Source organism: Burkholderia aenigmatica, from assembly GCF_902499175.1.
Taxonomy (GTDB): domain Bacteria; phylum Pseudomonadota; class Gammaproteobacteria; order Burkholderiales; family Burkholderiaceae; genus Burkholderia; species Burkholderia aenigmatica.
The window spans coordinates 148,966-174,084 of sequence record NZ_CABVQC010000008.1; the positions used below are offsets into that span (position 1 = coordinate 148,966).

The window sequence follows — 25,119 nt, forward strand, 5'->3', positions numbered from 1 at the left end:
GACCGGCATGACTGGCAATTTACTGTGCGGCCGGACGGCGATAAAGCGGCTCGGCACGAATTGACTGGCAGAGTTTGCCGAACAATCGCTCGCGCACCGTCAGCCGGCGCTCAGCCATGCGTTCGCGACCTCGCCGCCCAGGCCGTCGAGCGCGCCGTCGTAGACGATCCGTCCGCGCCCCATCACGGCGACGCGCCGCGCGAGCCGCGGCGCGAACTGCAGCCGCTGCTCGATCAGCACGATCGCGACCCCGTCGGCCTGCAGCGCGGCAAGGCACGCGCCGACTTCGTCGACCGCGAGCGGCGCGAGCCCTTCGGCCGGTTCGTCGACGAGCAGCACGCGCGGGCGGCCGGCCAGCGCCCGCACCAGCGCGAGCACCTGCTGCTCGCCGCCCGATAGCCGCCCCGCTTTCACGTCCGCGCGCGCGGCCAGCAACGGAAAACGGTCGAACAGCCGTTCGAGCGCCGCACGTTCGGCCGCACCGCTGGCGCCGCGCAACCCGAGCCGCAGGTTGTCGCGTACCGTCAGCAGCGGGAACACGTCGCGGCTTTCGGCAACGTAAGCAACGCCGCGCCGCGCGATCTCGAACGTGCGTGCGCCCACGCATTCGGCGCCGGCGATGCGTACCGAGCCGGCCGTGCGCACGAGCCCCATGACCGCCTTGGCAAGCGTCGAGCGCCCCGAGCCGTTGCGGCCGAGCAGCGCGAGCGTCTCGCCCGGCGCCAGCGCGAGATCGACGCCGTCGAGCACCGGTTGCAGCCCGTACCACGCGCGCAGGTCGCGAATCTCGAGCAATGCGCTCATGGATTGACCTCGCCCAGATAGGCGCCCCGCACGGCCGGATCGGCGCGGATCGCATCCGGCGCGCCGGTCGCGATCACCGTGCCGCGCACGAGCACCGTGATGCGTTCGGCGAAGCCGAACACCGCATCCATGTCGTGCTCGATCAGCAGGACCGTGCGCCCCTGCGTCGTCGCACGAATCAGCGCAATCATCCGCGCCGCCTGCGCACGGCTCATGCCGGCCGTCGGCTCGTCGAGCAGCAGCGTGCGAGCGCCGCTCGCGAGTGCGATCCCGAGATCGAGCGCGCGCTGTTCCGCATAGCTCAGCTCGGCGGCCAGCGTGTCGCGGTGCGCCTCGAGGCCGATGTCGTGCAGCACGCGCGCGGCCGCACGATCGACCGACGCCGATTCGCGCAGCCGGTTCCACCAGCGGCGCCGTTCGGCCGGTGCATGCAGCGCCGCGCAACGCAGGTTGTCGAACACGGTCAACCGCGCGAACGCGCTCGTCTGCTGGAAACTGCGGCCGATGCCGAGCCGGCTCGCGACGACCGGCCCGCGCCCGCGCAACTCGACGCCGTGCAGCACGACGCGCCCGCGCGTGGGCCGCGTCGCACCCGCGATCACGCCGAACAGCGTCGACTTGCCTGCGCCGTTCGGCCCGATCAGCGCATGACGCTCGCCGGCCGCGATGCTCAGCTCGACGCCGTCGAGCACCGTCTGCGCGCCGAAACGCTGCACGACGCCGTGAAGCGCGATCGCGTTGCCGTTCATCGTCCGTCCTCCCGCTTGCCGGCCTGCCCGCCCGGCACGAGCCGCGCGCGCCAGCCCCACAGCAGCGTGCCGATACCGAACGCGGAGCATGCGACGGCCCAGCCGGCCGGCGTATCGGCGTCGATACCCCAGGCGCCGAACGCGACGCCCGCGCCGTCGTCCTGCGCGAAGCGCCACGCATAGCCGAGTTCGGCCGCGCAGACGATCGCGACGCTCCAGAACAGGCACGCGCCGACCGCGCACAGCATGCGCCACCGCTCGGCCGCCGGCGCGCCGCGCCGCCACGCATGCGCGAGCGCTTGCACGATCCCGGCGATCCCGCGTGGCGCCGCCACGACGATCGCGACGAACAGCACACCGAGATACAGCGCCCACGCACGCGATACGCCCGCCACGACGATGCTCAGCACGGTCAGCACGACGGCCCCGGCCGCCGGCCCGAAGAACGCACCGGTGCCGCCGATCACCGCGGCGATCAGCACGGTCGCCGAACGCGCCATCGGCACGCTGTCGGGCGTCGCGATTTCAACGTCGATCAGCGTCAGCGTGCCGGCGACGCCTGCGAAGAACGATGCGCAGGTGACCATCGCGAGCCGCACGCGGCGCGGATCGGTGCCGAGCGCGGCGACGCGCACGGGGTTGTCGCGCACCGCATTCGCGAGCCGCGCGAGCGGCGTGCGCGTCAGCGCGTGCATGGCCCACGCCGACACGACGCACCATGTCGCGATCACCGCATAAGCCTGGACTGGCGCGCCGAAATGCCAGCCGCCCCACGGCGTGCCGGTCGCGCGGTCGATCGGCACGCCGCCGATCCCGCCGAACCAGGTGGGCACGCTCCACGCGGCGGCCGCAACGCATTCGCCGAGCCCGAGCGTGATCATCGCGAACGCGGTGCCCGAGCGGCGCGTCGCGAGCAGCCCGGCGGCGAAGCCGAACCCGGCACCGGCGACGCCGCCGACGAGCGGCAACAGCGGCAGCGGGCCGCCAAAGTGATTGAACCAGTGCGCCGCCGCGAACGCGCCGAGGCCCGCGAACGCGGCGTGCCCGAACGACAGCAGCCCGGTCGTGCCGAGCTGCAGGTTGTACGACAGGGCGAGCACGACGAGCGCGGCCGTCTGCGCGAGATAGCCGAGCACCGCGCCATGCGGCCACAGCCACGCGGGCAGCGCGACGCAGGCGGCAAACAGGGACCAGCGCGCGACGCCGGTGAGCGCGCGGTTACGCATCGGCACGCTCGCCGAACAGCCCGCGCGGCCGCGCGACCAGCACCGCGACGAGCAGCAGGTACGGCACCAGCGGCGCCAGCTGCGCGATCGACACGGCGGCCACGCTGCCGGGCAGCGCGATGCCGGCCCATTCCGTGAGGTCGCGCAGCGACGTATCGCTCGCGGCCGCGAAGGTCTGCGCGAAGCCGACCGCGAGCGACGCCGCGAACGCGCCGCCGAGCGAGCCGAGCCCGCCGATCACGACGACCGCGAACACGACCGACCCGACGGTTTCGGCCAGCGCGGGTTCGATCACCGCGAGCGGTGCGCCGATCACGCCGGCCAGCGCCGCGAGCGCGGTGCCCGCGCCGAACAGCGCCGTCATCACGCGCGGCACGTCGTAGCCGAGCGCCTCGACGGCCGCGCGGTGCGTGAGCGCCGCGCGCACCACGAGCCCGATGCGCGACGCGCGCAGCAGCGCGCCGAGCGCGACGAGCATCGCGGCGGACATCGCCATCATGAACAGCCGGTAGCGCGGCAGCGCGAGGCCGAATACGGACACGGGCGCACCGTCGAACAGCGCCGGCACGGGCGCCGGCAGCGGCGCGAGGCCCCACACGAGTTTCGCGCCCTCGCCGATCAGGTACGCGAGGCCGAAGGTCAGCAGCAATTCGCTCGCATGGCCGCGCGCCTGCACGCGGCGCAGCAGCATGCGTTCGCAGCCGGCGCCGAGCAGCCCGACCGCGAGCGGCGCGAGCAGCAGCGCGGGCCAGAAACCCGCGCGGGCCGCGATGCTGTAGCCGACATACGCGCCGAGCATGTAGAAGCTCGCATGCGCGAAGTTGAGCACGCCCTGCACGCTGAAGATCAGCGTGAGTCCGGCCGACAGCATGAACAGCAGCAAGCCGTAGCTGAGGCCATTGAAGGCCTGGAGCGCGAACGCGTGCACCGCGCAGTCAGGCGGCGAGCGGCTCGAGCGCGGCGCGCAGCGCGTCGGGCAGCGGCACCGGCCGGCGCGTGCCGCGATCGACGTACACGTGCACGAAGTGCCCCTGTGCGGCGGGCGTGGCATCGCCCTGCGCGAACAGCCCGACCTCGTAGCGCACGCTCGACGTGCCGAGCTTCACGACCCGCAGCCCCGCGTCGACCGACTGCGGAAACACCAGCGGCGCGAAGTAGTTGCACTGCGTCTCGACCACGAGGCCGATCGTCTGCCCGTGCTCGACGTCGAGCACACCGGCGCGGATCAGGTATTCGTTCACGACCGTGTCGAAGTAGCTGTAGTAGACGACGTTGTTCACGTGCCCGTAGACGTCGTTGTCCATCCAGCGGGTCGTGATCGGCAGGAAGTGGCGATAGGCGTCGCGCGGACGCGGTTGCGGCTTGTCGGACATGGCGATGGCGGTCAGGACGAGGGAAGCGAGGTGGGCGAAGCGCGGCGGCCGCATGACGCGGTGCGCCGGCAAGACGCGGAACGCCGCGCCGCGATCGCTCGCGGCACGGCGGATGCAACGCTGCGGGCGGGCCGGCCCGTCACTGCCCCGGCCGGTCGACGAACTCGAAATCGAGGCCGCGCGCACGCATCCAGTCGGCGAGCGCGACACCCGTGCCGGCGCGCCACGGGCGCAGCAGCGGCGGATCGACGAGCTTGTATTCGAGCAGTTCCGGCGACAGCGCGACCGTGCCCGACGCACGCACGTGGTACGCGATGATCAGCTCGTTCTTGCGGATGAATTCGTAGACGCCGACGAGCGACACGTGCTCGGCCTTCAGCGCCGTTTCCTCGAACACTTCGCGCGCGATGCCGTCCTCGGGCGTCTCGCCGTTCTCGAGGAAACCGGTGATCAGCGCGAACATCCCTTCCGGCCAGGCCGCGTTGCGCGCAAGCAGGATCTTGCCGTCGAGCTCGACGATCGCGGCGACGACGGGCAGCGGGTTGTTCCAGTGGACATAGCCGCAGTTGTCGTCGGGGCACGCCTGGCGAATGCGGCCGCCTTCATGGTCGGGATCGGCGCGCTCGGTGAGCGGGCTCGCGCAGCGCGGGCAAAAGCGGTAGTCGGCGGTGGTCATCGATGGGGATCTGGCAGGCGCCGGACGGCCGCCAGCCGGCTGCCCGCGCACCCGCTCGGCGCGGGAAAGGCTTTATTCTAGCGAGTTTGCCCGTGCCGCAGACGATCCGTCCCCGTCGATATCAGGGTTGCAGGCGCCCTCGTACGGCGGTCGCCGCGAAGCCGGCGGCGCCCAGCAGCAGCGCGGCCACCGCCACCCACAGCGCGGGAGAAAACGACCCGAAGCGCGCGGCCAGCGGTGCCGCGACGAGTGGCCCGAGAATCTGCCCGACCCCGTACGACGCGGTCGCGTAGCCCATCAGCCCGGCTGCCCGCTCGCCGTGCAAACGCCGCGCCTCGCGCATCGCGAACAGCGTGATCGCGGTGAACGGCAGGCCGAGCAGCGCGCTGCCGACCGAGAAGCCGGCCGCGTTCGGCCACACGATCCCGGCGGCAATGCCGAGCGCCTGCGTCGCGCAGCCGGCGGCCAGCAGCAACCGGTTGTCCCAGTGCCCGGGCAGCCGCGCGGCGGTGATCGCGCCGACGATCAGCGCCGCGCCGAACATCGGCCAGAACAGGTCGGGCCACGGCGAACCGGCCGGCAGCGCGGCGCGCGCGATCACGGGCAGGAACGTCGCGGTGATGATGTAGCCGAAACCCGGCATGCCGTACAGCACGACGAGCCATGCGGCGTCCACGCGATGGCCGCGCGGTTGGGCCGGCATCGCCGCGGTTGCGGCGGCCGCGTGCAGCGCAGCGCCACCCGGCGCTCCGGCTTGCGCCGGGGCAACGGCAAACGTGCGCCAGATCGCGACCGACAGCACGGCCGACAGCGCCGCGAAACCGAGCCAGCCCGACGCCGCGCGCTGGCCGACCAGTGCGCTGCCGATCAGCCCCGTCACCACGATGCCGACGCCGGGCCCTGCGTAGATCACCCCGCTCCACTCGGGCGCATGCAGTTCGGCCAGCCGCTTCAGCCCCCATTGCGACACGAATACGAACGTCCATGCACTGACGACGCCCGCGACGAAGCGCACCGCGAGCCACACCGGCAACAGATGGCCGACGCCCATCGCGGCGGTGAGCAGCACGGTGGCCACGAGCCCGAAGCGCACCATTCGCGCGGGCGCAATGCGCACCGCCACGCAACTGACCGCGCCGACGAAGTAGCCCGCGTAGTTCGCCGAGGCGAGCCAGCCGCCGGCCTTCAGGCCGATCGAGCCGTCCGCGAGCATCAGCGGCAATAAGGGCGTGAACGCAAAGCGGCCGACGCCGAGCACGACCGCGAGGCCGACCATGCACGCCAGTGCGGCCGTGCGGGCGCGGCGGTCGGCATCATCGACGGGAGGCGCGCCGGCGGCGGCGGTCGAGGCATCGGAGCGGGACATGGCGGCATGAGCCGGCGTTCAACGCGCCAGCCGGATCGGAAATTGGAATGCTGCCATCCTAGCTTGACCAAACGTTCTCGAAAAATGAATAATTAAGAATCCATTCATCGCTCGGAGAGAATCATGGATCTGGCGGCGCTGGCGATTTTCCGGGCCGTGGTGCGCGAGAACGGCGTGACGCGCGCGGCGGCCAAGCTCAATCGCGTGCAGTCGAACGTCACGACGCGCATCAAGCAGCTCGAGGAAGAACTCGGCGCGGCGCTGTTCGTGCGCGACGGCCGCCGGCTGGTGCTGACGCCGGCCGGGCACACGCTGCTGCCGTATGCGGAGCGCCTGCTCGCGCTCGCCGACGAGGCGCGCGACGCGGTGCGCGAGGACACGCCGCGTGGGCGGCTGCGGCTCGGCACGATGGAAAGCACGGCCGCGAGCCGCCTGCCGACGCTGCTCGCGCGCTATCACCATGCGTGGCCCGATGTGTCGCTCGAACTGCTGACGGGCACGACGGGCTGGCTGATCGACCGCGTGCGCGACTTCGAGATCGACGCCGCGCTGTTCGCCCGCCCGCCCGTGCCGAACATGCTGCCCGACACGTTCGAGACGGTGCCGGTCTTCCGTGAGGACCTGGTGCTGCTCACCCCACGCGGCCATCCGCCGGTGCGCACGCCGCGCGACGTGATCCTGCCGACGCTCATCGCATTCGAGCGCGGCTGCTCGTATCGCAAGTACGTCGAGCAGTGGTACGCAGTGCACGGCGTCAAACCGGCGCGCGTGCTCGAACTCGGGTCATATCACGCGATCGTCGCGTGCGTCGCGGCGGGTGCCGGCGTCGCGGTCGCGCCGCGTTCGGTGCTCGACCTGCAGCCGGAAACCGGCAACGTCGCCGCGCACGCGATCCCCGAGCTGGAGGGCATCGACACGCTGCTCGCGTGGCGTCAGGGTTATGCATCGGCGGCGTTGGCCGCGTTGCGCGAAGCGCTCACCGAAGCCGTGCGGCAGCCGGACGGTGCAACGAAGCCGTCGGACACCGTACCGGCCTGAATCGCCGGGCGGCCGGCACGCGTTGTGCCGGCGTACCAACAAAAAGACCCGACCGGCACATGCCGATCGGGTCTTTCTCATTCCAAGCGATGCCGCCACGAGACGGCATCGCATCGGTCGCGACGATCAGAGCCGCTCTTCGACCCAGCCCTTCACGCCAGCCAGCGCGCCCGGCAGGTTCGCCGGCTCGGTGCCGCCAGCCTGCGCCATGTCCGGACGGCCACCGCCCTTGCCGCCGACCTGCTGCGCGACGAAGTTCACGAGCTCGCCGGCCTTGACCTTCTTGCTCGCGTCGGGCGTGACGCCCGCGATCAGGCTGACCTTGCCGCCTTCGACGGCCGCCAGCACGATCGCCGCGCTCTTCAGCTTGTCCTTCAGCTTGTCGACCGTTTCGCGCAACGTCTTCGCGTCGGCGCCGTCGAGCGTCGCGGCCAGCACGAACACGCCGCCGATTTCGATGGCCTGCTGCGCGAGCTCGTCGCCCTGGCTCGATGCGAGCTTCGACTTCAGCGCGCCCAGTTCCTTCTCGAGCGACTTCACCTGGTCCTGCACCTGCGCGATACGCTGCGTGAGTTCCGACGGCTGCGCCTTCAGCGCGGCCGCGGCTTCGTTCACGCGGGCGTCGAGTTCCTGCACGTAGCGCACCGCGTTGTCGCCGGTGATCGCCTCGACACGGCGGATGCCGGCCGCGACGCCGCCTTCGACGACGATCTTGAAGAAGCCGATGTCGCCGCTGCGGCTCACGTGCGTGCCGCCGCACAGTTCGCGCGAGAAGCCGAGGTCGAGCACGCGCACTTCATCGCCGTACTTCTCGCCGAACAGCGCCATCGCGCCGCCCTTCACCGCTTCGTCGTACGGCATCACGCGCACGATGCCCGGCGCGTTGGCCAGGATCTCGTTGTTGACGATCTGCTCGACGCGACGGATTTCGTCGTCGGTCATCGGTGCGTTGTGCGCGAAGTCGAAGCGGGTCTTTTCCGCGTCGACCAGCGAACCCTTCTGCTGCACGTGCGCGCCGAGCACTTCGCGCAGCGCCTTGTGCATCAGGTGGGTAGCCGAGTGGTTGCGCTGCGTGCGTGCGCGGCGATGCGCGTCGATTTCCGCGCGCATCACGTCGCCAACCTTCAGCGTGCCTTGTTCCAGCGTGCCGTGGTGGCCGATCACGTCGGCCTGCACCTTCAGCGTATCGGCCACCGCGAAGCGCGTCGCGGCGTTCGCGAGCACGCCCTGGTCACCGACCTGGCCGCCCGATTCCGCGTAGAACGGCGTGTGGTCGAGCACGACGACCGCATCCTGGCCGGTCTTCACTTCGTTGACCGACGAACCGTCGACGTACAGTGCGACGATCTTCGCGTCGTCGAACGCGATTTCTTCATAGCCGTGGAAGGTGGTCTTCGCGCCCGTGTATTCGAGGCCCTGCGTGGCCTTGAACTTGCCGGCCGCACGCGCCTGTTCGCGCTGGCGTGCCATCGCGTCGTCGAACGCCGGTTCGTCGACCGTCATCCCGCGCTCGCGGCACACGTCGGCCGTGAGGTCGAGCGGGAAGCCGTAGGTGTCGTGCAGCTTGAACGCGAGCTCGCCGTCGAGCACCTTGCCGCCCTTCGCTTCGACGTCGGCCAGCGCGGCTTCGAGGATCGACATGCCGTGCTCGATCGTCTCGAAGAAGCGCTCTTCTTCCTGGCGCAGCACGTCGGTCACGCGCTGTTCGGCTTCCTTCAGCTCCGGATACGCGACGCCCATCTCGGCGACGAGGTCGGCCACCAGCTTGTGGAAGAACGCGCCCTTGCGGCCGAGCTTGTAGCCGTGGCGGATCGCGCGGCGCACGATGCGGCGCAGCACGTAGCCGCGGCCTTCATTGCCGGGAATCACGCCGTCGACGATCAGGAACGAACACGCGCGGATGTGATCGGCGATCACCTTCAGCGAGTTGTTCGTGAGGTCGCTGATTTCGGTCACGCGCGCGGCGGCCTTGATCAGGTTCTGGAACAGGTCGATCTCGTAGTTGCTGTGCACGTGCTGCAGCACCGCGGCGAGACGCTCGAGGCCCATGCCGGTGTCGACCGACTGCTTCGGCAGGCGCGTCATGTTGCCCTGCGCGTCGCGGTTGAACTGCATGAACACGAGGTTCCAGATCTCGATGTAGCGATCGCCGTCTTCTTCAGGCGATCCCGGCGGGCCGCCCCACACGTCCGGGCCGTGATCGTAGAAGATTTCCGTGCACGGGCCGCACGGGCCCGTGTCGCCCATCGTCCAGAAGTTGTCCGACGCGTAGCGCGCGCCCTTGTTGTCGCCGATGCGGATGATGCGCTCGGTCGGCACGCCGACTTCCTTCGCCCAGATGTCGTACGCTTCGTCGTCTTCCTGGTAGACCGTGACCCACAGCTTTTCCTTCGGCAGCTGGTAGACCGTGGTCAGCAGTTCCCACGCGAACTTGATCGCGTCGTGCTTGAAGTAGTCGCCGAACGAGAAGTTGCCGAGCATCTCGAAGAACGTGTGGTGGCGCGCCGTGTAGCCGACGTTCTCGAGGTCGTTGTGCTTGCCGCCCGCGCGCACGCTGCGCTGCGCCGTCGTGGCGCGCGAGTACGGGCGCGGATCCGTGCCGAGGAACACGTCCTTGAACTGGACCATGCCCGAGTTCGTGAACATCAGCGTGGGGTCGTTACCGGGCACGAGGCTCGACGAGCGGACGATCGTGTGGCCCTTCGATTCGAAGAATTTGAGGAATTTCTCGCGGATTTCGGCAGCTTTCATGGCGTGCGGGGACAGTCTGGCAAAGACGGCTTCAAACGCCGGCGCCCTTGGCGGGGCGCGCGGCGGCATGGATTCGGAAACGATCGATTATACGGGATCGGGGCCGGCTTCCGGGCAAAGCGCCGGCAAAGCGGCTCGGCCCTCCCGCCGGCCCGGCTGGGCCACTCGCGCGGCCAATTCGCCTTAAGATGCTCGGCATGCCAACCGGCCTTGCCCGACAAGGCCAGCCATGAAAGGAGACGATTCGACGATGGGTGCCCTGAGCCATATCCGCGTGCTGGACCTCACCCGCGTGCTCGCGGGCCCGTGGTGCGCACAGACGCTTGCCGATTTCGGCGCGGACGTGATCAAGGTCGAGCGCCCCGGCGCCGGCGACGACACGCGCCACTGGGGGCCGCCGTACCTGAAGGACGCGGACGGCGCGGATACCGCCGAGGCCGCGTACTACCTCGCGGCAAACCGCAACAAGCGCTCGGTGACGGTCGACATCGCGACGCCCGAGGGCCAGCAGATCGTGCGCGAACTCGCCGCGCAGAGCGACGTCGTGCTCGAGAACTACAAGGTCGGTCAGTTGAAGAAATACGGGCTCGATTACGAGTCGCTGCGCGCGGTGAAACCCGACCTCGTCTACTGCTCGGTCACCGGCTTCGGCCAGACGGGCCCGTACGCGCACCGCGCGGGCTACGACTTCATCATCCAGGGGATCGGCGGCTTCATGAGCATCACCGGCGAGCGCGACGGCGAGCCGGGCGGCGGCCCGCAAAAGGCCGGTGTCGCGATCGCCGACCTCGCGACCGGCCTCTATTCGACGATCGCGGTGCTCGCCGCCCTCGCGCACCGCGACCGGACCGGCGAAGGCCAGTACATCGACATGGCGCTGCTCGACGTGCAGGTCGCGCTGCTCGCGAACATGAACACCAACTTCCTCGCGAGCGGCAAGCCGCCGGTGCGCTGGGGCAATGCGCATCCGAACATCGTGCCGTACCAGACGTTCCAGACGCGCGACGGGTGGATCATCGTCGCGGTCGGCAACGACGGGCAGTTCCGCAAGTTCGTCGAGGCCGGCGGACAACCCGAGCTGGCCGACGACGAGCGTTTCGCGACGAATCCGTCGCGCGTGCGCCACCGCGACACGCTGGTGCCGATCCTCGCGGAGATGGTGAAGGCGCGCGACAAGGCCGACTGGATCGGTGCGCTCGAAGCGGCCGGCGTGCCGTGCGGGCCGATCAACGATCTCGACGAGGTGTTCGACAACGAGCAGGTCGTCGCGCGCGGGATGCAGGTGTCGCTGCCGCACCCGTGCGGCGCGGACGCGAAGCTCGTGCGCAACCCGATCCGGATGAGCGCGACGCCGCCCGACGCACGCACGGCCCCGCCGCTGCTCGGCGCACAGACCGACGACGTGCTGCGCGACATGCTCGGCTACGACGACGCGAAGATCGCCGGATTGCGGGCGAAACAGGCGATCTGAGCGGCGAGCCGGACGGATTGCGCCCGGTTCGTCCGGGCGCAGCGGAGAAGGCGGCTACGGCCGCCCTCCTTCGTGCGCTCAGCTCTCGCGATCGAGCGCGTCGAGCCAGCCGCGCGCGTCGGGCCAGTCGCCGAGCCCGCTGTCCGCATTGATGTGGCCGCGCGGGCCGATCTCGTGGAATGCGCTCCCCCATGCGTTCGCGCAGGTGCGGGCGAACGCGAGCGAGCCGTACGGATCGTCGCTGCTCGCCGCGACGCAGGTCGGAAACGGCAGCCGTTCGTACGGCACGGGCCCGAAGCCATGCGCATCGGCCGGAAACGCGGGGCCGGCCGGATCGGGCAGCGCCACGAGCAGCGCGCCGCACACCTTCGCGAGCGCGGCCGGGCGCGCATAGCGCGTCGCCCACCACGCGGTGGTCAGCGTGCCGAGGCTGTGCGCGGCGATCAGCACCGGCCCGGGCGCGGCCTCGACCGCGCGGTCGAGTGCAAGACACCAGCCGTTGCGGAACGCACGCTCCCAGTCGGGCATCGCGATGCGCACGAAGCGCGCGTCGGCGCGCTCCCAGCGGCTTTGCCAGTGGAGCGGGCCCGAGTTGGCGTAACCCGGCAGGACGAAAACGGGGGAATGGCTCATGGAAGGCAGCGTCGACGCATGGAGTCGTGATGAAATGTCGACGCAGTGTCGCACACCCGTTCCTCCCTGATGCTGCCTGTCTGAAACCGGAAGGATGTGCGTGGGGTCGGGACGCATTCGGAACCGCGTCGCGACCGGACGGCAAGCCGCCTGGCAGGCGGCTCGCGTCATGTCATTGGTCAGCGCACGTTTGCGCCGACGATACCGCCCGCCGCGGCGCCCGCGACCGTGCCGAGCGGGCCGCCCGTCACCAGGTAGCCGAGCGCGCCGCCCGCGGCCGCGCCGATACCGGCATTGCGCTGCGTATGCGTCATCGCGCATGCGCCGAGTTGCGACAGGGCCGCGACGATCACGGCGGTACGAAAGATAAACGTGGTCTTCTTCATCATGATTTTTAGTTTCCTCCCGCCGCGCGGCAACCCGAACGGCGGCATTGAATCGGTGAAGCCATCATAGGCAACGCCAAACGGCCCGGGCAATCCGATTTACGTCGTGTTACAGCCGACACAATATCGAGATAATCGGTCGAAACCCGCGTCTGCCATGCCGCAAGCCGCGCGGGACGGACCCCGGTCAGGTAGAATCACGGGATTAAACCGGCGCGACGCGCCGACACAACCTGACGCCATCCGCATGAGCACCGAACGCAACGACGCCCCCGCGGCTTCCAATTTCATCCGCAACATCATCGACGACGACAACCGCACCGGCAAATGGAGCGGCCGCGTCGAGACGCGCTTCCCGCCCGAGCCGAACGGCTATCTGCACATCGGCCATGCCAAGAGCATCTGCCTGAACTTCAGCGTCGCGCGCGACTACGGCGGCGTGTGCCACCTGCGCTTCGACGACACGAACCCGGAAAAGGAAAGCGTCGAGTACGTCGACTCGATCGTCGACGCGGTGCGCTGGCTCGGCTTCGACTGGCGCAAGGACGCGGTCGATCACCAGTACTTCGCGAGCGACTACTACGACAAGCTGTACGAGTTCGCCGAGCTGCTGATCCAGCGCGGCAAGGCGTATGTCGACAGCCAGAGCGCCGATGAAATGCGCGCGAACCGCGGCTCGCTGACGGAAGGCGGCAAGCCGTCGCCGTTCCGCGAGCGCACGCCGGCAGAAAACCTCGACCTGTTCCGCCGCATGAAGGCCGGCGAGTTCAAGGAAGGCGAGCATGTGCTGCGCGCGAAGATCGACATGGCTTCGCCGAACATGAACATGCGCGACCCGGTGATCTACCGGATCCGCTATGCGCACCACTACCGCACCGGCGACGCGTGGTGCGTGTACCCGATGTACGACTACACGCACTGCATCTCGGACGCGCTCGAAGGCATCACGCATTCGCTGTGCACGCTCGAGTTCGAGGATCACCGCCCGCTGTACGACTGGGTGCTGAACGAACTCGCGGAAGCCGGCATGTTCACGCGCCCGCTGCCGCAACAGATCGAATTCTCGCGGCTGAACCTCACGTACGCGATCACCAGCAAGCGCAAGCTGCTGCAGCTCGTCACCGAAGGCCACGTCGACGGCTGGGACGACCCGCGGATGCCGACGATCGTCGGCGTGCGCCGCCGCGGCTTCACGCCGGAGAGCATCCACCTGTTCTGCGAGCGCATCGGCGTGACGAAGATCGACTCGTGGATCGACATGAGCATCTTCGAAGGCGCGCTGCGCGACGACCTCGACGACAAGGCCGCGCGTACCGTCGCGGTGCTCGATCCGCTGAAGCTCGTGATCGACAACTATCCGGAAGATCTCGAAGAGGCGTGCACGGCCCCCGTGCACCCGCATCATCCGGAACGCGGCGTGCGCACGTTCCCGATCTCGCGCGAGCTGTGGATCGAGCGCGAGGACTTCGTCGAAAACCCGCCGAAGGGCTATTTCCGCCTGTTCCCGGGCAACAAGGTGCGCCTGCGCTACGGCTACGTGATCGAATGCACGGGCTTCGACAAGGACGCCGACGGCAACGTGACGGCCGTGCACTGCAACTACTTCCCGGACAGCAAGTCGGGCACCGAAGGCGCGAACACGTACAAGGTCAAGGGCAACATTCACTGGGTCAGCGCGAAACATGCGCAACCGGCCGAAGTGCGGATCTACGACCGCCTGTTCAAGGAGCCGCATCCGGACGCGGGCGGCGCGAACTTCCTCGAAGCGCTGAACCCCGATTCGAAGAAGATCGTGCACGCGTACGTCGAGCCGGGCAACGGCGACATCGCACCGGAAACGCGCCTGCAGTTCGAGCGCCACGGCTACTTTGTTGCGGACCGCGTCGATTCGAAGCCGGGCAAGCCGGTGTTCAACCGGATCGTCGGGCTGCGCGACAGCTGGGGCAAGCCGGCGTAACGGCGTGCTTCGCGCGCGGCTTCGCAAGCCGCCGTCGCGTGCCCATAAAAAAAACCGGCCTCAGGGCCGGTTTTTTTATTGTGTGCTTTGAAGCGAAGCCAGGTCACGTGGCAGCGGAAACCGCCACGCTCGTTCACCCACCGGTCAACCGCCGATGCAACTCCGCCAGCGACAGCTTCGTGCGAAACAGCCGCGCGAGGCTGCGGCTCGCATACGCATCGACGTCGGCGGGCGCGGTCCAGCGATACGCATCCATCTCGGGAATCATCGAGCCGTCACGACGGCTCGGAAACAGCGACGTGCACGTACACTGCGCGGGATCGATCTCGCCTTCGGGCACCCGCACCGCGAACAGGTGCAGGTCCTTGTCGTGCCGGTACGCGAAACGGCCGAGATCGAGCAAGCGGGCCGGCGCGAATGCAATGCCGGTTTCCTCGAGCAGTTCACGCAGCGCCGCGTCGGCCGGCGTCTCGCCCGGCTCGCCCTGCCCCTTCGGGATGTCCCAGTGCGTGGTATCCGTCGCGTGCGCGAGGAACACGCGGCCGGCCGCATCGAGGATCACGACGCCGCACGATACCGTGCGCGGCGCGCCGCCCCGCTTCATCACGTGCGTGCTCAGCGCTTCTGCAGCTGCCACTTGCCCGCGTCGGTCTTGCAATAGACGGGCTTGAGCGTCATCGTCTGGCCCTTCGCGGTGATCTCGGTGGCGATTTCACGGCAGGTCTTGCCGTCGGTTTCCGACGTGCTCGGCGTGAGCTTCGCATCGATCTGCGTGCCGCGGCCGCTGCTCTGCCACGTCGTGGTCTCGCCGTCCTTGCCTTCGTCGCGCACCTGCGCGGCGGTCTTCGCAAGCGACGCACGGTCGGTCTTGCTGAAGTAGCTGAGCGGCGTGTCGTTCAGGAAGTTCAGGTTGTTCTGCGCATGGGCAGGCAGCATCGCGGCTGCGCACGCGGCGCCGGCCAGCACACGCGTGACGACGGAAAGGGATGCACGCATCGACATGTTGTTCTCCTTGGATGTTCGATCGAACGGCGCAGTGTGCATGCCGGCGAACCGGCACGCACACTGCGCCTGTCAGCGAGCGAGGATAGCATGCGTGCCGTCGACGCCGCCTTCTAGTGGCCGGCCGGCGCGGCCGTTTGCTGATATCCGTCAGTCAGCGTACCCAGGAACGCAATCACGTCCTTGATCTCGGCTTCGTTCAGCGCGGGCTGCTCGCCGCGCTTGCGGTCGAACGGCGCCTCGCGATTGATGTTCGGCCAGTAGCGCTTGGGCAGGTCGTCGTAGATCTGCACTTTGCCGTGCACGACCGGATAGAACTTCTCCGGATGGATGTCGCGCTCGACGTAGAAGCGCATCACGTCCTCGAGCGTGTGATACACGCCGTTGTGGAAGAAGGTCTTGCGCAGCGCGACGTTGCGCAGCGACGGCGTACGAAACAGCCCGCAGAATTCGTCGCGACCCTTCAGGTCGGTACGCTCGGGGCCGCACGCGCCGAGATCGTAGAAGCGCGGGTCGCGATTGACGGGCAGCGCGCGGTTGCGCGGCACCGCGACCGCGATCAGCCCGAAATCGCTGAACTGCGGCGGCGTGCCGTCGAGCGCGCGCTGGCTGATGTGGCAGCTCGCGCAATTGCCCTTCTTCTCGTCGTTGAACAACTGCAGCCCGCGCAGTTCAGCCGGCGTGAGCTGCGCATGGCCGGCGAGATACGCGTCGTACTTGCTCGTGTACGGCGAGAACAGTTCGGGTGTCTGCTCGAACGTCTCGAGCGCGCGCAGCACGGCCTTGAACGTGGCCGCGTCGTCGTCGAGCACCTTCACGCCGAACACCGCGCGGAACTCGTCCGCATACGGCGCGGCCTTCACGGCCTGCGCGACCTTCGCGGGCGAGCTGTTCATCTCGAACGGCGACGTGAGCGGAATGCGCGCCTGCTCGGCGCCCGTGTCGACGCGGCCGTCCCACGTGAGGCCGCCCGTCGGGCCCGCATCGACGCTCTCGTCGCCTTCGTCGTCGGAATCGTGGAAGTGTTCGGTGAACTGCGGCACGCCTTGCAGGTACTTGAGCGACGGCACCGCACGAAAGCCCGGACGTTTCATGTCGTCGCCGCCCAATTGCACGGCCAGCGCGTTGGGCGGGCCGAACGCGTGATCGGGGCTGTGGCACGACGCGCACGCGAGCTTGCCGGAACCTGACAGCGTAGGGTCAAAGAAAAGTTGCTTGCCGAGCGCCGTCATCCGGCGCACGCCTTCGTAAACTTGTGCCCGCGTCTGCGGCTGGTTCGTCTCGACCACCGCGCCGCTCGCGGCAACCGTTGCGGACGCAACCACATTGGCGGCGCCCGGTGTACTCGCCGCGCTGGCGGCCTGTACGGTCGGCGCACCCGCCCCCGGCTGTCCGTCACAGCCGGCAAGGGTTGCAAGCGTAGTGACCAGCGCGAATGCGCCGGTCAGGTGCAGCCACGAACGCGCGAACGCGCCGGCTGTCGGTTGGCGAGGCTTCATCGATTCGTCGGAAAGTGGGTTCAGGAGCGGCCGGAGTTTATGTCAGCCGCATGACCGTTACATGACGACGAATCGACAGCTAATCGAAAGGACGCCTACACCCGGCTGTCAAATCGCACCCTCAAAATGCTTACAGCCGGACATGCCACGGTTACCCTCGCGAACCGGCGGTACACGAATGCTCCGGTTCCCCACGCGACAAGAGAGAGATAGAGAGTACAACGGATGAAAAACCACGCCTGGATTCGCTTTACACCGATCGCCGTTGCCGCGGCCGCCGCCCTCACCGCCTGCGGCGGCGACGACGTGCAGCAGCAAGGCCTGTCGACGGTGAAGAACGTCGTCGTGATCTACGCCGAGAACCGCAGCTTCGACAACCTGTACGGCAACTTCCCGGGCGCGAACGGCCTGCAGAACGTGACCGCAGCCAGCGCGCAGCAGAAGGACCGCAACGGCCAGCCGCTCGCGACGCTGCCGAAGGTATGGGGCGGCCTGACCGCGAAGGGCGTCACGCCCGCCGTGACCGAAGCGATGACGGCCAACCTGCCGAACGCGCCGTTCGCGATCGACGACCCGAACGGTTTCAATACGTCGATGAGCGTGACGACGCGCGACCTGTATCACCGCTTCTACGAGAACCAGATGCAGATCAACGGCGGCAAGAACGACATGTTCGCCGCCTGGGCCGATTCCGGCGGCCTCGTGATGGGCCACTACACGCCCGACGCGACGAAGCTGCCGCTGTGGAAGATCGCGCAGCAGTTCACGCTGGCCGACAACTTCTTCATGGGCGCGTTCGGCGGCTCGTTCCTGAACCACCAGTACCTGATCTGCGCGTGCGCGCCGTTCTACGCGAACGCGGACAAGAGCCCGGCCGCCGGTTCGATCTCGGCCGTCGCCGCCGACGGCAAGTCGCTGCAGCTCGCGACCAACTCGCCGGCTTCCGCGCTCGACGGCATTCCGAAGTTCGTGAACTCGGGCAACCTGACGCCGGACTTCTACGCGATCAACACGATGCAGCCGCCGTACCAGCCGAGCGGCAACAAGGCGGCTTCGGGCGGCGATCCGAACCTGGCCGACCCGTCGGCCGCATCGACGCTGCCGCCGCAATCGCAGCAGAACATCGGCGACCTGATGACCAACGCCGGCGTGTCGTGGGCATGGTACGGCGGTGCGTGGAACCAGGCGCTGCAGGCCGCTCAAAGCGGCACCGCGAACGTGATCTACGGCCCGAACATGACGGCGCCGAACTTCCAGCCGCACCATCAGCCGTTCAACTACTACGCGAACCAGGCACCGGGCAGCACGAGCCGCGCGCAGCACTTGCTCGACGGCGGCGCCGACGGCAGCGAGTTCATCAAGGCGATCGACGCGGGCACGCTGCCGCAGGTCGCGTTCTACAAGCCGCAGGGCAACCTGAACGAACACGCGGGCTACACCGACGTGTCGAGCGGCGACCAGCACATCGCGAACGTGATCGCCCACCTGCAGGCCAGCCCGCAGTGGAAGAACATGGTCGTGGTCGTCACGTACGACGAAAACGGCGGCTTCTGGGATCACGTGTCGCCGCCGAAGGGCGACCGCTGGGGCCCGGGCACGCGGATTCCGGCACTCATCGTGTCGCCGTTCTCGAAGAAGGGCTTCGTCGACCACACGCAGTACGACACCGCGTCGATCCTGCGCTTCATCACGCGCCGCTTCTCGCTGCCGCGCCTCGCGGGCCTGCAACAGCGCGACGACGCGCTGAAGGCCAACGGCGGCCAGCCGATGGGTGACCTGACGAACGCGCTCGCACTGTCGCCGAACCTGTAACGGCGCAGCGGCACGGCAATGCACCGGCCGGCGTCATGCCGGCCGCATACGACAAAGGGCGGCTTCGGCCGCCCTTTGTCGTTGCGCGCGCGCAAGCACCGCGCGCCGCGTCACCCGCCGTGCTTCAGCCCGGCGCCATCGAGCGCGACCGCCAGAATCATCGCGCGAGCATTCGGCGGCGTCGGCCGTCCGCTCGGGCGGAACACATCGTCGCCGCACGCGATCCGCGCGCCCGACAGCACGCAGAAACCGGCCTGCCGTGCGCGCCCGGGTTTCCAGTGCTGCTCGCCGAAGTGCGCACGCCCCGGTTCGACCCAGCGCACGACCAGCAGCTGCGCCGAGCGCTCGAGCACCTGTACGTGCGGGCGAACCGTCGACGCGCGCGGCCGGTCAAGCGCCGCCGCCAGGATCATGGCTTTCGGTTCGAACGGCGCCCGCCCGCGGGCGCTGAAGACGGCGTCGCCACAGACGATCTTCTCGCCGGACAGCGCGCACTGGCCCGAGCGCAGCGCGCGCCCGGGTGCCCAGCGCTGCTCCGCGCCGCCCGGCGCAAGCCAGCGCACGATCAGCATCTCGTCCGAATACACGAGCACCTGCACGCGCGCATTCATCCGACACCTCGCATCGCGCAACCCATCGCCGGCGAACGCGCCCCGGCACGCGTGCTACCACCCATACTTCAGCTCGACCCCGACATAGTCGGCGTTATGCCCGCCCGCCTGGCGGATCGCATCGCCGACCTGGAAATGCACGGCCTCGACCGCACCGATCAGGTTCGCGGCGATCGTCCAGTCCGCACGCAGCTGCACGTACATCCCCGTCCACAACCCGCCCTTGCCTGCCGTGCCCGGCACCACCGCGTTGCCCTGCTGGTAGACCGCATCGCCGGTCGTCTCGCGCCACTGGAACCCGAGCGCCCCAAGCAGCGACAGGTTCGGCGACGGCTTCAGCGTCACCGACGGCTTCACGTGGATCAGGTTCGAATACCCGGTGAAGCCGGCCAGCGTGAAGTAGTAGCCGTTCGGGAACAGCGGATTGAAGGTTTCGACGCGGCCGTCGTGCGGATGCCGGTCGCCCGATGCCGCGTCGAGCTGCAGCGCGATGCGCGGCGACCACGGCGCGTCGAGCCGGTAGCCGGCGATCGAGCCGACCGCCCACGCGTGGATCGTGCTGCTGCCGACCGTCCCCGTCTGCAGCATCGTTTCGAGATCCCAGTCGAAACGGCCTTGCGTACCGGAGTAACGCAGGTCCCACACGTCACGGCGCTCCGCGCCGCTCGCATCGAGAAAGCGCGCGTTGCTGCGGTTGTAGCGCGACCAGTAGCCCGACAGGTCGCCGGGCCCGACCGCCTTCCGCTCGAAACGCACACCGCTGAACGTGAGGTCGCGGTTCGACACATCGTCGAACGTGGACGCGCTGCGGTTCTGCACCGGCTGCGTCGCATACCCGATGAAACGCCACTGCTGGTATTCGTAGTCGGCCCACACCGCATCGAACGCCTGCCGCACGTTCGGGCCATCGCGTGCGGCGATGAAGCGCTGCAGGTCGAACGCCATCTCCTGCCGGCCGACGCGGAACTTGAACGTGCCGCCGCCGAGCGCGCCCGTATAGGTCGCGAATGCCTGCTCGAGATCGAGCGGGTTCTTGTCGACCGGCGAGATCGTGTTCTTGCCGTATGCGCGATCGTCCTGCAACTGCACGAAGAACTGCCAGTGCTGACCGAGATGCGCATCGGCATGCACTTCGACGCGCTGGATCAGGTACGTGTCCGATTGCGCGGAACCGATGCCGAACAGCGGCGCGTCGACGGTCTCGAGACGCTCGCGCAGGTTCACGCCGAGCGACAGATAGGAAGCCGGATCGTTGCCGAGCGGAATGTACTTGAGGCCGTCGAGCGGTGCGCGCGGCACGCACGGATTCGCGAGCACCGACCAGTCTTCCTGCCAGCGATTGAACAGCACGGTCGGCCGCTTGGCCGTGCACGTCGATGCGGCGCCGTCAGCGGCCGGCGCCGATGCCGGCGACGTTTCCGCGAACGCGGCGCCGCGCCCGGCGAACAGCAGCCCCGCGACGACGGACACGCGCGCGGCACGATCGAAGCGGCGGCCGCGATGCGCCTGTTCCCGATACCCGTTCATGCGCGCTCCTTCGTGATGGCACCCGCCGATTGGGCCGCGCACAGCGCAAGCGCCGCCAGCGCGCAAACGGGCGCGAGCAGCGCCAGAAAGCCGATATAGCGAAACCCGAGCGCCCCGCACGCCGCGCCGAGCGCGAACGCGACGATCGCCGGCAGCATCTTCGCGAAACGCGCGCGTGCCGCCGCGCGCACGCTGTCGGCCGTGCCGGCGGACAGCATGTCGACGACGTCGAGGATCGCCTGCGTCACGTTGCCGGTCATCACGGTGTTCGGCACGCCGCCGGCACGCGGGATCACGCGCGGATGCGCGTTCTGCACGCCCATCGCGAATGCGCCGACGATGCCGGCCACGAGCGCCGGCAGGCTGTCGGGCTGCGTGACGGGTGTCGCCCACACGCCGGCCGCGCAAAAGCCGAGCAGCAGCACCGCCTGCACCGCGTGCAACGCGCGCGTGCCCTGCCATGCGGGCCGTGCGGACATCGAGCGTGCGATCAGGCTGCTCGCGATCACGCCGCACACGAACGCCGGAAACACGCTCAGCTTGAGCACGACGCCCTGGCCGAAGCCCGCGATGCCCGCGCCGATCAACACGAAGTTGCCGGTCACGTGCGCGGTGAACAGCCCGAACAACGCAACGAAGCTCAGCGTGTCGACGAAGCCGGCCACCGCGGCAAGGATCGTGTCCTCGTGCTTCATCGCGCCGCGCTCGCGTGGATCTCTGCGACGTAGCCGCCCGGGAACTGCACGAGCGCCGCGTCGCGGCCGTCCGACGTGAACGGCGGCACGAGCACCGTCACGCCCGCGGCCTGCGCCTTCTTCAGCGTCGCGGCGAGATCGGGCACTTCGTAGCCGGTCATCTCGCGACCAAACGGGTAAGGCAGGTGGCCGTCGGTTACGAGCACGGTCATCTTGCCGAAGCCCGATTCGATGCGGATGCGACGGTAGGTCTCGTTCGGCCTGCCGATCTCGATGCCCGGTGCCTTGAGGGTGTCGGATACCACCTTGCCGTTCGAGAACTTGACGAAATCGTGGACCAGCTTGCGCACGCTTTCCGGCGATACGTACACGCGGTTCTCGGGCACCGTCTCCAGCACATCGTAGTGCGGTGCTTCGGTATGCCAATAGAGTTGCATGTTCAGCCCGCCGGTCCAGCGGATGATCGCGTCGCGGCCGATCGGATCGGGGAACGTGTCGACGATCACGTCCGCGCCGTGCGCACGCGCCGTCTTCATCGCGACGTCGAGATCGGTGACGAGGTAGCCGGTGCGCTCCGCGCAGAACGGATACGGGATCGGCGTCTTGAAGCCGAACACCGAGACCGTGCCGACCGGCGTGAGCACGAGCTGCGACATCGTCTGGCTCGGCGTGGGCGTGACCTGGAACACACCCTGCTTCGACTTCTTGCCGCCGAAGGTCGCGACGAAGCTGTCGGTGAAGCGGTCGAAATCGTCCGGCGACACGCACACGTGGGTCGTATCGTACTGCGGGCCGACGGCCAGCACCGGCACCGGCGCAGCGACGACCGGCGGCTTCGCGAACACGACCGGCGCGACGGCAAGACCGCCCGCGATCATCGCGGAGAGCAATACGGAACGAAGGGTTTTCATGACAGGATTTCCTGGTTGTTTCATCGTCATCGAGTAGTGCGGCCGTCGCCGGCCAGGTGCTTCGCATCGGCGAGCACGGTCGCGAGCACGAGTGCGGCGATCAGCCCGAGATGCTCGAAAAAGCTGTTGAGCGCCATGAAATGCTCGGCGCCCGTGCGGTTCCAGAAATCGTTCGCGACCGCCATCGCGACCAGCGTCAGCATGCCGAGGCTGCCGGCGCCGAGCCACGTGAAGCGGCCCAGCACGATGCACAGCGAGCCGGCGATCTCGACCGCGATCGCCAGCGCCGCCCATAACGCCGCCGGCTGCAGCCCGAAATGCGCCTGCTCCGCGACCGCGCCGTCGAAGTCCAGCGCCTTCGCGACCCCGCCGATCAGGTACGCGGACACCAATGCCAGACGCGCAAGCGGCAGGACCCACGGCTGCGCGAGCAGCACGCGAATCCACGCCGGGTTGCCGACACCGCCTCGATCGGTCGGGGCCGCCATGTCAGACCGCCCAGCACGAACAGCCGAACGCGCCCCAGAAGCCCTTCGCGTCCGACGTCGGCAACGTGCGGCCCCATGCGCCCGCATGCGCGTGCCCGTGCACGTTGCATGCGCTCGCGCAGCCGCACATCGCGGCGGCCGCCGCGCGCTGCAGCGGCGCGCCGTTGCGCTGCGTCGCGCCCCAGCCGCCGTAGCCGCCGTACTCGCGCACGGGCGACCAGTCGGGCATCGCGGGCGGAATCGGCGCATCGTGCGACGCGAACGGCCCCGCGCCCCACACGATGCGGCCGCCGACCACCGTCAGCAACGCCGTCGTATCGACGATATCGTCCTCCGCGCACGTGAAGAAATCGCGATCCGGAACCATCAGGTCGGCAAGCTGGCCCACCGCGATACGCCCCTTCTTCCCCTCCTCGTTCGAGAACCACGTCACGTACTCGGTCCACATGCGCAGCGCGGTCTCGCGATCGAGCAGGTTGCGCTGCGGATACATCCGCAGGCCGCCGACCGTCTTGCCCGTCACAAGCCACGCGAGCGACACCCACGGGTTGTACGACGCCACCCGCGTCGCGTCGGTGCCTGCCGACACCTTGATTCCCTTGTCGAGCATCTTCGCGACGGGCGGCGTCGCCTCGGCCGCACGCGCGCCGTAGCGCTCGACGAAATATTCGCCCTGGTACGCCATCCGGTGCTGCACCGCAATACCGCCGCCCAGCGCGGCAATGCGATCCATCGATTTTTCGGAAACGGTTTCCGCGTGATCGAAGAACCAGTTCAGACCGGCAAGCGGAATGTCCTTGTCGACCTTTTCGAACACGTCGAGCGCGCGGCTGATCGTTTCATCGTAGGTCGCATGCATGCGCCACGGCCAGCGATTCTGGGCGAGCACGCGCACGACGCCTTCGAGATCGTCCTCCATCTGCGCCGGCAGGTCCGGACGCGCGACGCGGAAATCCTCGAAATCGGCCGCCGAGAACACCAGCATCTCGCCCGCGCCGTTGTGGCGGAAATAGTCGGTGCCGTCGTGGTACTTGACGCTCTTCGTCCAGTTCACGAAGTCTTCCTTCTCCGCATTCGGCTTCTGCGTGAACAGGTTGTACGCGATCCGCACCGTCATCTCGTTGGCATCGTGCAGCTTGCGGATCACCTCGTAATCGTCGGGATAATTCTGCGAGCCGCCGCCTGCGTCGATCACGCCCGTCACGCCCAGGCGATTGAGTTCGCGCATGAAGTGGCGGGTCGAGTTGTACTGGTACTCGAACGGCAGCTTCGGGCCTTTCGCGAGCGTTGCATAGAGGATCGTCGCGTTCGGGTTGGCGAGCAGCAGGCCGGTCGGGTTGCCCGCGTCATCGCGCAGGATCGTGCCGCCCGGCGGCTCGGGTGTGTCCTTGGTGTAGCCGACCACCCGCAGCGCGGCCGCGTTCAGCAGCGCGCGGTCGTACAGGTGCAGGATGAATACCGGCGTATCGGGTGCGACCGCGTTGAGCTCGTCGATCGTCGGCAGGCGCTTCTCGACGAACTGGTGTTCGGTGAAGCCGCCGACCACACGCACCCATTGCGGCGCAGGCGTGATCGCGACCTGGTGCTTCAGCATTTCCATCGCGACCGCGAGCGAACGCACGCCGTCCCAGCGCAGCTCGAGGTTGTAGTTCAGGCCGCCGCGAATCACGTGCGTGTGGTTGTCGATCAGCCCCGGCAGCACGGTGCGGCAGTCGAGATCGACGACCTTCGTCGCGCGGCCCGCGAGCGGCATGATGTCCGCGTCGGCGCCGACCGCGACGAAGCGGCCGTCCTTGATCGCCACGGCGGTTGCGACAGGGTTCGCACGATCGAGCGTCGTGATGCGCCCGTTGTGCAGGATGAGATCGGGTTGAGTAGCGTTAGCGCTCATGAAGTGTCCTCGATGCGGTCAGAAGCCGAGCCAGTGACGGACCGGCGCGATGGCCTGGGCGCCGATCAGCATGCCGGCCAGGCCGACCAGCGCGATCAGCGGCGGTGCCGGCGAGCGCACCTTGATCACGCTGTACACGACGCCGATCAACACGCCGGCGCCCAACGAAAGTAGATAAGATTCCATAACGATATTTCTCCCGGCCGGATTAGAATCATCGGCATCGCGCGGCCGCCTTCGCGGTGCGCCGCAT

24 protein-coding genes are annotated in these 25,119 nt (G+C 68.6%); 4 read left to right on the forward strand and 20 right to left on the reverse strand.

Annotated features, from left to right (window positions below; translation table 11 throughout):
- Nucleotides 1-99 precede the first annotated feature (99 nt).
- The 7 genes from BDO18943_RS08515 to BDO18943_RS08545 form a co-directional block, all read right to left on the reverse strand.
- Nucleotides 100-804 carry an ABC transporter ATP-binding protein gene (locus BDO18943_RS08515; RefSeq protein ID WP_175021948.1) on the reverse strand — a complete coding sequence of 235 codons (705 nt, stop codon included), beginning with the start codon at nucleotides 802-804 and terminating at the stop codon, nucleotides 100-102.
- The gene (locus BDO18943_RS08520; RefSeq protein WP_175021949.1) at nucleotides 801-1,553 is read right to left on the reverse strand and encodes an ABC transporter ATP-binding protein; all 753 of its coding nucleotides are present in this window, start codon (nucleotides 1,551-1,553) and stop codon (nucleotides 801-803) included. The genes BDO18943_RS08515 and BDO18943_RS08520 overlap by 4 nt, the downstream gene beginning before the upstream one ends.
- Nucleotides 1,550-2,779 carry a branched-chain amino acid ABC transporter permease gene (locus tag BDO18943_RS08525; RefSeq protein WP_175021950.1) on the reverse strand — a complete coding sequence of 410 codons (1,230 nt, stop codon included), beginning with the start codon at nucleotides 2,777-2,779 and terminating at the stop codon, nucleotides 1,550-1,552. The genes BDO18943_RS08520 and BDO18943_RS08525 overlap by 4 nt, the downstream gene beginning before the upstream one ends.
- Nucleotides 2,772-3,707 (reverse strand): branched-chain amino acid ABC transporter permease, encoded by a 936-nt coding sequence (locus tag BDO18943_RS08530; protein ID WP_175021951.1) that lies wholly within the window; start codon nucleotides 3,705-3,707, stop codon nucleotides 2,772-2,774. Before BDO18943_RS08530 ends, BDO18943_RS08525 begins: the two co-directional genes overlap by 8 nt.
- A 7-nt stretch (nucleotides 3,708-3,714) precedes the next feature.
- Entirely contained in the window at nucleotides 3,715-4,152 is a 438-nt protein-coding gene (locus BDO18943_RS08535) for an acyl-CoA thioesterase (RefSeq protein ID WP_089425894.1), read from the reverse strand.
- A 139-nt stretch (nucleotides 4,153-4,291) separates the two neighbouring features.
- Nucleotides 4,292-4,828: an NUDIX domain-containing protein gene (locus BDO18943_RS08540; RefSeq protein WP_175021952.1), complete on the reverse strand. Its 537-nt coding sequence runs from the start codon at nucleotides 4,826-4,828 to the stop codon at nucleotides 4,292-4,294.
- 121 nt (nucleotides 4,829-4,949) lie between these two features.
- Nucleotides 4,950-6,194 (reverse strand): YbfB/YjiJ family MFS transporter, encoded by a 1,245-nt coding sequence (locus BDO18943_RS08545; protein ID WP_175021953.1) that lies wholly within the window; start codon nucleotides 6,192-6,194, stop codon nucleotides 4,950-4,952.
- 123 nt (nucleotides 6,195-6,317) lie between these two features.
- Here BDO18943_RS08545 and BDO18943_RS08550 point away from each other — a divergent pair, with 123 nt between their 5' ends.
- On the forward strand, nucleotides 6,318-7,232 hold the full coding sequence (locus tag BDO18943_RS08550) for a LysR family transcriptional regulator (protein WP_175021954.1): 915 nt from the start codon (nucleotides 6,318-6,320) through the stop codon (nucleotides 7,230-7,232).
- Nucleotides 7,233-7,358: 126 nt separating this feature from the next.
- On the opposite strand, the gene alaS is transcribed toward BDO18943_RS08550, so the two are convergent.
- On the reverse strand, nucleotides 7,359-9,983 hold the full coding sequence (gene alaS / locus BDO18943_RS08555) for an alanine--tRNA ligase (RefSeq protein WP_175021955.1): 2,625 nt from the start codon (nucleotides 9,981-9,983) through the stop codon (nucleotides 7,359-7,361).
- 250 nt (nucleotides 9,984-10,233) lie between these two features.
- On the opposite strand from alaS, the gene BDO18943_RS08560 reads away from it, so the two are divergent.
- Nucleotides 10,234-11,454: a CaiB/BaiF CoA transferase family protein gene (locus BDO18943_RS08560; RefSeq protein ID WP_175021982.1), complete on the forward strand. Its 1,221-nt coding sequence runs from the start codon at nucleotides 10,234-10,236 to the stop codon at nucleotides 11,452-11,454.
- A gap of 78 nt (nucleotides 11,455-11,532) precedes the next feature.
- Here the strand turns inward: BDO18943_RS08560 and BDO18943_RS08565 are convergent, their stop codons facing one another.
- Together BDO18943_RS08565 and BDO18943_RS08570 are read right to left on the reverse strand one after the other, a co-directional pair.
- On the reverse strand, nucleotides 11,533-12,087 hold the full coding sequence (locus BDO18943_RS08565) for an RBBP9/YdeN family alpha/beta hydrolase (protein ID WP_175021956.1): 555 nt from the start codon (nucleotides 12,085-12,087) through the stop codon (nucleotides 11,533-11,535).
- Nucleotides 12,088-12,266: 179 nt separating this feature from the next.
- The gene (locus BDO18943_RS08570) at nucleotides 12,267-12,476 is read right to left on the reverse strand and encodes an ornithine acetyltransferase (RefSeq protein WP_175021957.1); all 210 of its coding nucleotides are present in this window, start codon (nucleotides 12,474-12,476) and stop codon (nucleotides 12,267-12,269) included.
- Between the two features lie 244 nt (nucleotides 12,477-12,720).
- Here BDO18943_RS08570 and BDO18943_RS08575 point away from each other — a divergent pair, with 244 nt between their 5' ends.
- A complete protein-coding gene (locus BDO18943_RS08575; RefSeq protein ID WP_043182460.1) occupies nucleotides 12,721-14,430 on the forward strand; it encodes a glutamine--tRNA ligase/YqeY domain fusion protein in 1,710 nt (569 codons plus the stop codon).
- Between the two features lie 133 nt (nucleotides 14,431-14,563).
- Here BDO18943_RS08575 and BDO18943_RS08580 read toward each other — a convergent pair whose 3' ends face one another.
- From BDO18943_RS08580 to BDO18943_RS08590, 3 genes are all read right to left on the reverse strand, one after another.
- Nucleotides 14,564-15,034 carry an NUDIX hydrolase gene (locus BDO18943_RS08580; RefSeq protein ID WP_175021983.1) on the reverse strand — a complete coding sequence of 157 codons (471 nt, stop codon included), beginning with the start codon at nucleotides 15,032-15,034 and terminating at the stop codon, nucleotides 14,564-14,566.
- A gap of 11 nt (nucleotides 15,035-15,045) precedes the next feature.
- Nucleotides 15,046-15,432, reverse strand: a complete 387-nt coding sequence (locus BDO18943_RS08585) for a hypothetical protein (RefSeq protein ID WP_175021958.1) — start codon at nucleotides 15,430-15,432, stop codon at nucleotides 15,046-15,048.
- Nucleotides 15,433-15,545: 113 nt separating this feature from the next.
- Nucleotides 15,546-16,931 carry a cytochrome-c peroxidase gene (locus BDO18943_RS08590; RefSeq protein ID WP_175021959.1) on the reverse strand — a complete coding sequence of 462 codons (1,386 nt, stop codon included), beginning with the start codon at nucleotides 16,929-16,931 and terminating at the stop codon, nucleotides 15,546-15,548.
- 225 nt (nucleotides 16,932-17,156) lie between these two features.
- Between BDO18943_RS08590 and BDO18943_RS08595 the strand changes: the two genes are divergently transcribed.
- Nucleotides 17,157-18,743 carry an acid phosphatase gene (locus BDO18943_RS08595; protein WP_175021960.1) on the forward strand — a complete coding sequence of 529 codons (1,587 nt, stop codon included), beginning with the start codon at nucleotides 17,157-17,159 and terminating at the stop codon, nucleotides 18,741-18,743.
- Between the two features lie 110 nt (nucleotides 18,744-18,853).
- Here BDO18943_RS08595 and BDO18943_RS43145 read toward each other — a convergent pair whose 3' ends face one another.
- From BDO18943_RS43145 to BDO18943_RS08630, 7 genes are read right to left on the reverse strand one after another with little or no spacing between them, the layout of a single operon-like run.
- Nucleotides 18,854-19,354, reverse strand: a complete 501-nt coding sequence (locus BDO18943_RS43145) for a DUF3331 domain-containing protein (RefSeq protein WP_175021961.1) — start codon at nucleotides 19,352-19,354, stop codon at nucleotides 18,854-18,856.
- Nucleotides 19,355-19,408: 54 nt separating this feature from the next.
- Nucleotides 19,409-20,881, reverse strand: a complete 1,473-nt coding sequence (locus BDO18943_RS08605; protein ID WP_175021962.1) for an alginate export family protein — start codon at nucleotides 20,879-20,881, stop codon at nucleotides 19,409-19,411.
- Nucleotides 20,878-21,576, reverse strand: a complete 699-nt coding sequence (locus tag BDO18943_RS08610; RefSeq protein WP_175021963.1) for a YoaK family protein — start codon at nucleotides 21,574-21,576, stop codon at nucleotides 20,878-20,880. The genes BDO18943_RS08605 and BDO18943_RS08610 overlap by 4 nt, the downstream gene beginning before the upstream one ends.
- Nucleotides 21,573-22,487, reverse strand: coding sequence for a VOC family protein (locus tag BDO18943_RS08615; protein WP_175021964.1), 915 nt, complete (start codon nucleotides 22,485-22,487; stop codon nucleotides 21,573-21,575). The genes BDO18943_RS08610 and BDO18943_RS08615 overlap by 4 nt, the downstream gene beginning before the upstream one ends.
- 26 nt (nucleotides 22,488-22,513) lie before the next feature.
- Nucleotides 22,514-22,975 carry a DoxX family protein gene (locus BDO18943_RS08620; RefSeq protein WP_175021965.1) on the reverse strand — a complete coding sequence of 154 codons (462 nt, stop codon included), beginning with the start codon at nucleotides 22,973-22,975 and terminating at the stop codon, nucleotides 22,514-22,516.
- 1 nt (nucleotide 22,976) lies between these two features.
- Nucleotides 22,977-24,866, reverse strand: coding sequence for an amidohydrolase (locus BDO18943_RS08625; RefSeq protein WP_175021966.1), 1,890 nt, complete (start codon nucleotides 24,864-24,866; stop codon nucleotides 22,977-22,979).
- Between the two features lie 18 nt (nucleotides 24,867-24,884).
- Entirely contained in the window at nucleotides 24,885-25,052 is a 168-nt protein-coding gene (locus tag BDO18943_RS08630) for a DUF1427 family protein (protein ID WP_043182444.1), read from the reverse strand.
- Nucleotides 25,053-25,119 lie beyond the last annotated feature (67 nt).

Excerpts from the sequence above, each read along its gene's own strand:
- BDO18943_RS08625 (WP_175021966.1), bottom strand. The coding sequence starts at position 24,866 with ATGAGCGCTAACGCTACTCAACCCGATCTCATCCTGCACAACGGGCGC.
- BDO18943_RS08610 (WP_175021963.1), bottom strand. The coding sequence starts at position 21,576 with ATGAAGCACGAGGACACGATCCTTGCCGCGGTGGCCGGCTTCGTCGAC.
- BDO18943_RS08535 (WP_089425894.1), bottom strand. The coding sequence starts at position 4,152 with ATGTCCGACAAGCCGCAACCGCGTCCGCGCGACGCCTATCGCCACTTC.
- BDO18943_RS08575 (WP_043182460.1), top strand. The coding sequence starts at position 12,721 with ATGAGCACCGAACGCAACGACGCCCCCGCGGCTTCCAATTTCATCCGC.
- BDO18943_RS43145 (WP_175021961.1), bottom strand. The coding sequence starts at position 19,354 with ATGAATGCGCGCGTGCAGGTGCTCGTGTATTCGGACGAGATGCTGATC.
- BDO18943_RS08630 (WP_043182444.1), bottom strand. The coding sequence starts at position 25,052 with ATGGAATCTTATCTACTTTCGTTGGGCGCCGGCGTGTTGATCGGCGTC.
- BDO18943_RS08560 (WP_175021982.1), top strand. The coding sequence starts at position 10,234 with ATGGGTGCCCTGAGCCATATCCGCGTGCTGGACCTCACCCGCGTGCTC.
- BDO18943_RS08565 (WP_175021956.1), bottom strand. The coding sequence starts at position 12,087 with ATGAGCCATTCCCCCGTTTTCGTCCTGCCGGGTTACGCCAACTCGGGC.
- BDO18943_RS08590 (WP_175021959.1), bottom strand. The coding sequence starts at position 16,931 with ATGAAGCCTCGCCAACCGACAGCCGGCGCGTTCGCGCGTTCGTGGCTG.
- BDO18943_RS08525 (WP_175021950.1), bottom strand. The coding sequence starts at position 2,779 with ATGCGTAACCGCGCGCTCACCGGCGTCGCGCGCTGGTCCCTGTTTGCC.
- BDO18943_RS08550 (WP_175021954.1), top strand. The coding sequence starts at position 6,318 with ATGGATCTGGCGGCGCTGGCGATTTTCCGGGCCGTGGTGCGCGAGAAC.
- BDO18943_RS08580 (WP_175021983.1), bottom strand. The coding sequence starts at position 15,034 with ATGAAGCGGGGCGGCGCGCCGCGCACGGTATCGTGCGGCGTCGTGATC.
- BDO18943_RS08620 (WP_175021965.1), bottom strand. The coding sequence starts at position 22,975 with ATGGCGGCCCCGACCGATCGAGGCGGTGTCGGCAACCCGGCGTGGATT.
- BDO18943_RS08595 (WP_175021960.1), top strand. The coding sequence starts at position 17,157 with ATGAAAAACCACGCCTGGATTCGCTTTACACCGATCGCCGTTGCCGCG.
- BDO18943_RS08615 (WP_175021964.1), bottom strand. The coding sequence starts at position 22,487 with ATGAAAACCCTTCGTTCCGTATTGCTCTCCGCGATGATCGCGGGCGGT.
- BDO18943_RS08605 (WP_175021962.1), bottom strand. The coding sequence starts at position 20,881 with ATGAACGGGTATCGGGAACAGGCGCATCGCGGCCGCCGCTTCGATCGT.
- BDO18943_RS08545 (WP_175021953.1), bottom strand. The coding sequence starts at position 6,194 with ATGTCCCGCTCCGATGCCTCGACCGCCGCCGCCGGCGCGCCTCCCGTC.
- BDO18943_RS08515 (WP_175021948.1), bottom strand. The coding sequence starts at position 804 with ATGAGCGCATTGCTCGAGATTCGCGACCTGCGCGCGTGGTACGGGCTG.
- alaS (WP_175021955.1), bottom strand. The coding sequence starts at position 9,983 with ATGAAAGCTGCCGAAATCCGCGAGAAATTCCTCAAATTCTTCGAATCG.
- BDO18943_RS08570 (WP_175021957.1), bottom strand. The coding sequence starts at position 12,476 with ATGATGAAGAAGACCACGTTTATCTTTCGTACCGCCGTGATCGTCGCG.
- BDO18943_RS08520 (WP_175021949.1), bottom strand. The coding sequence starts at position 1,553 with ATGAACGGCAACGCGATCGCGCTTCACGGCGTCGTGCAGCGTTTCGGC.
- BDO18943_RS08585 (WP_175021958.1), bottom strand. The coding sequence starts at position 15,432 with ATGTCGATGCGTGCATCCCTTTCCGTCGTCACGCGTGTGCTGGCCGGC.
- BDO18943_RS08540 (WP_175021952.1), bottom strand. The coding sequence starts at position 4,828 with ATGACCACCGCCGACTACCGCTTTTGCCCGCGCTGCGCGAGCCCGCTC.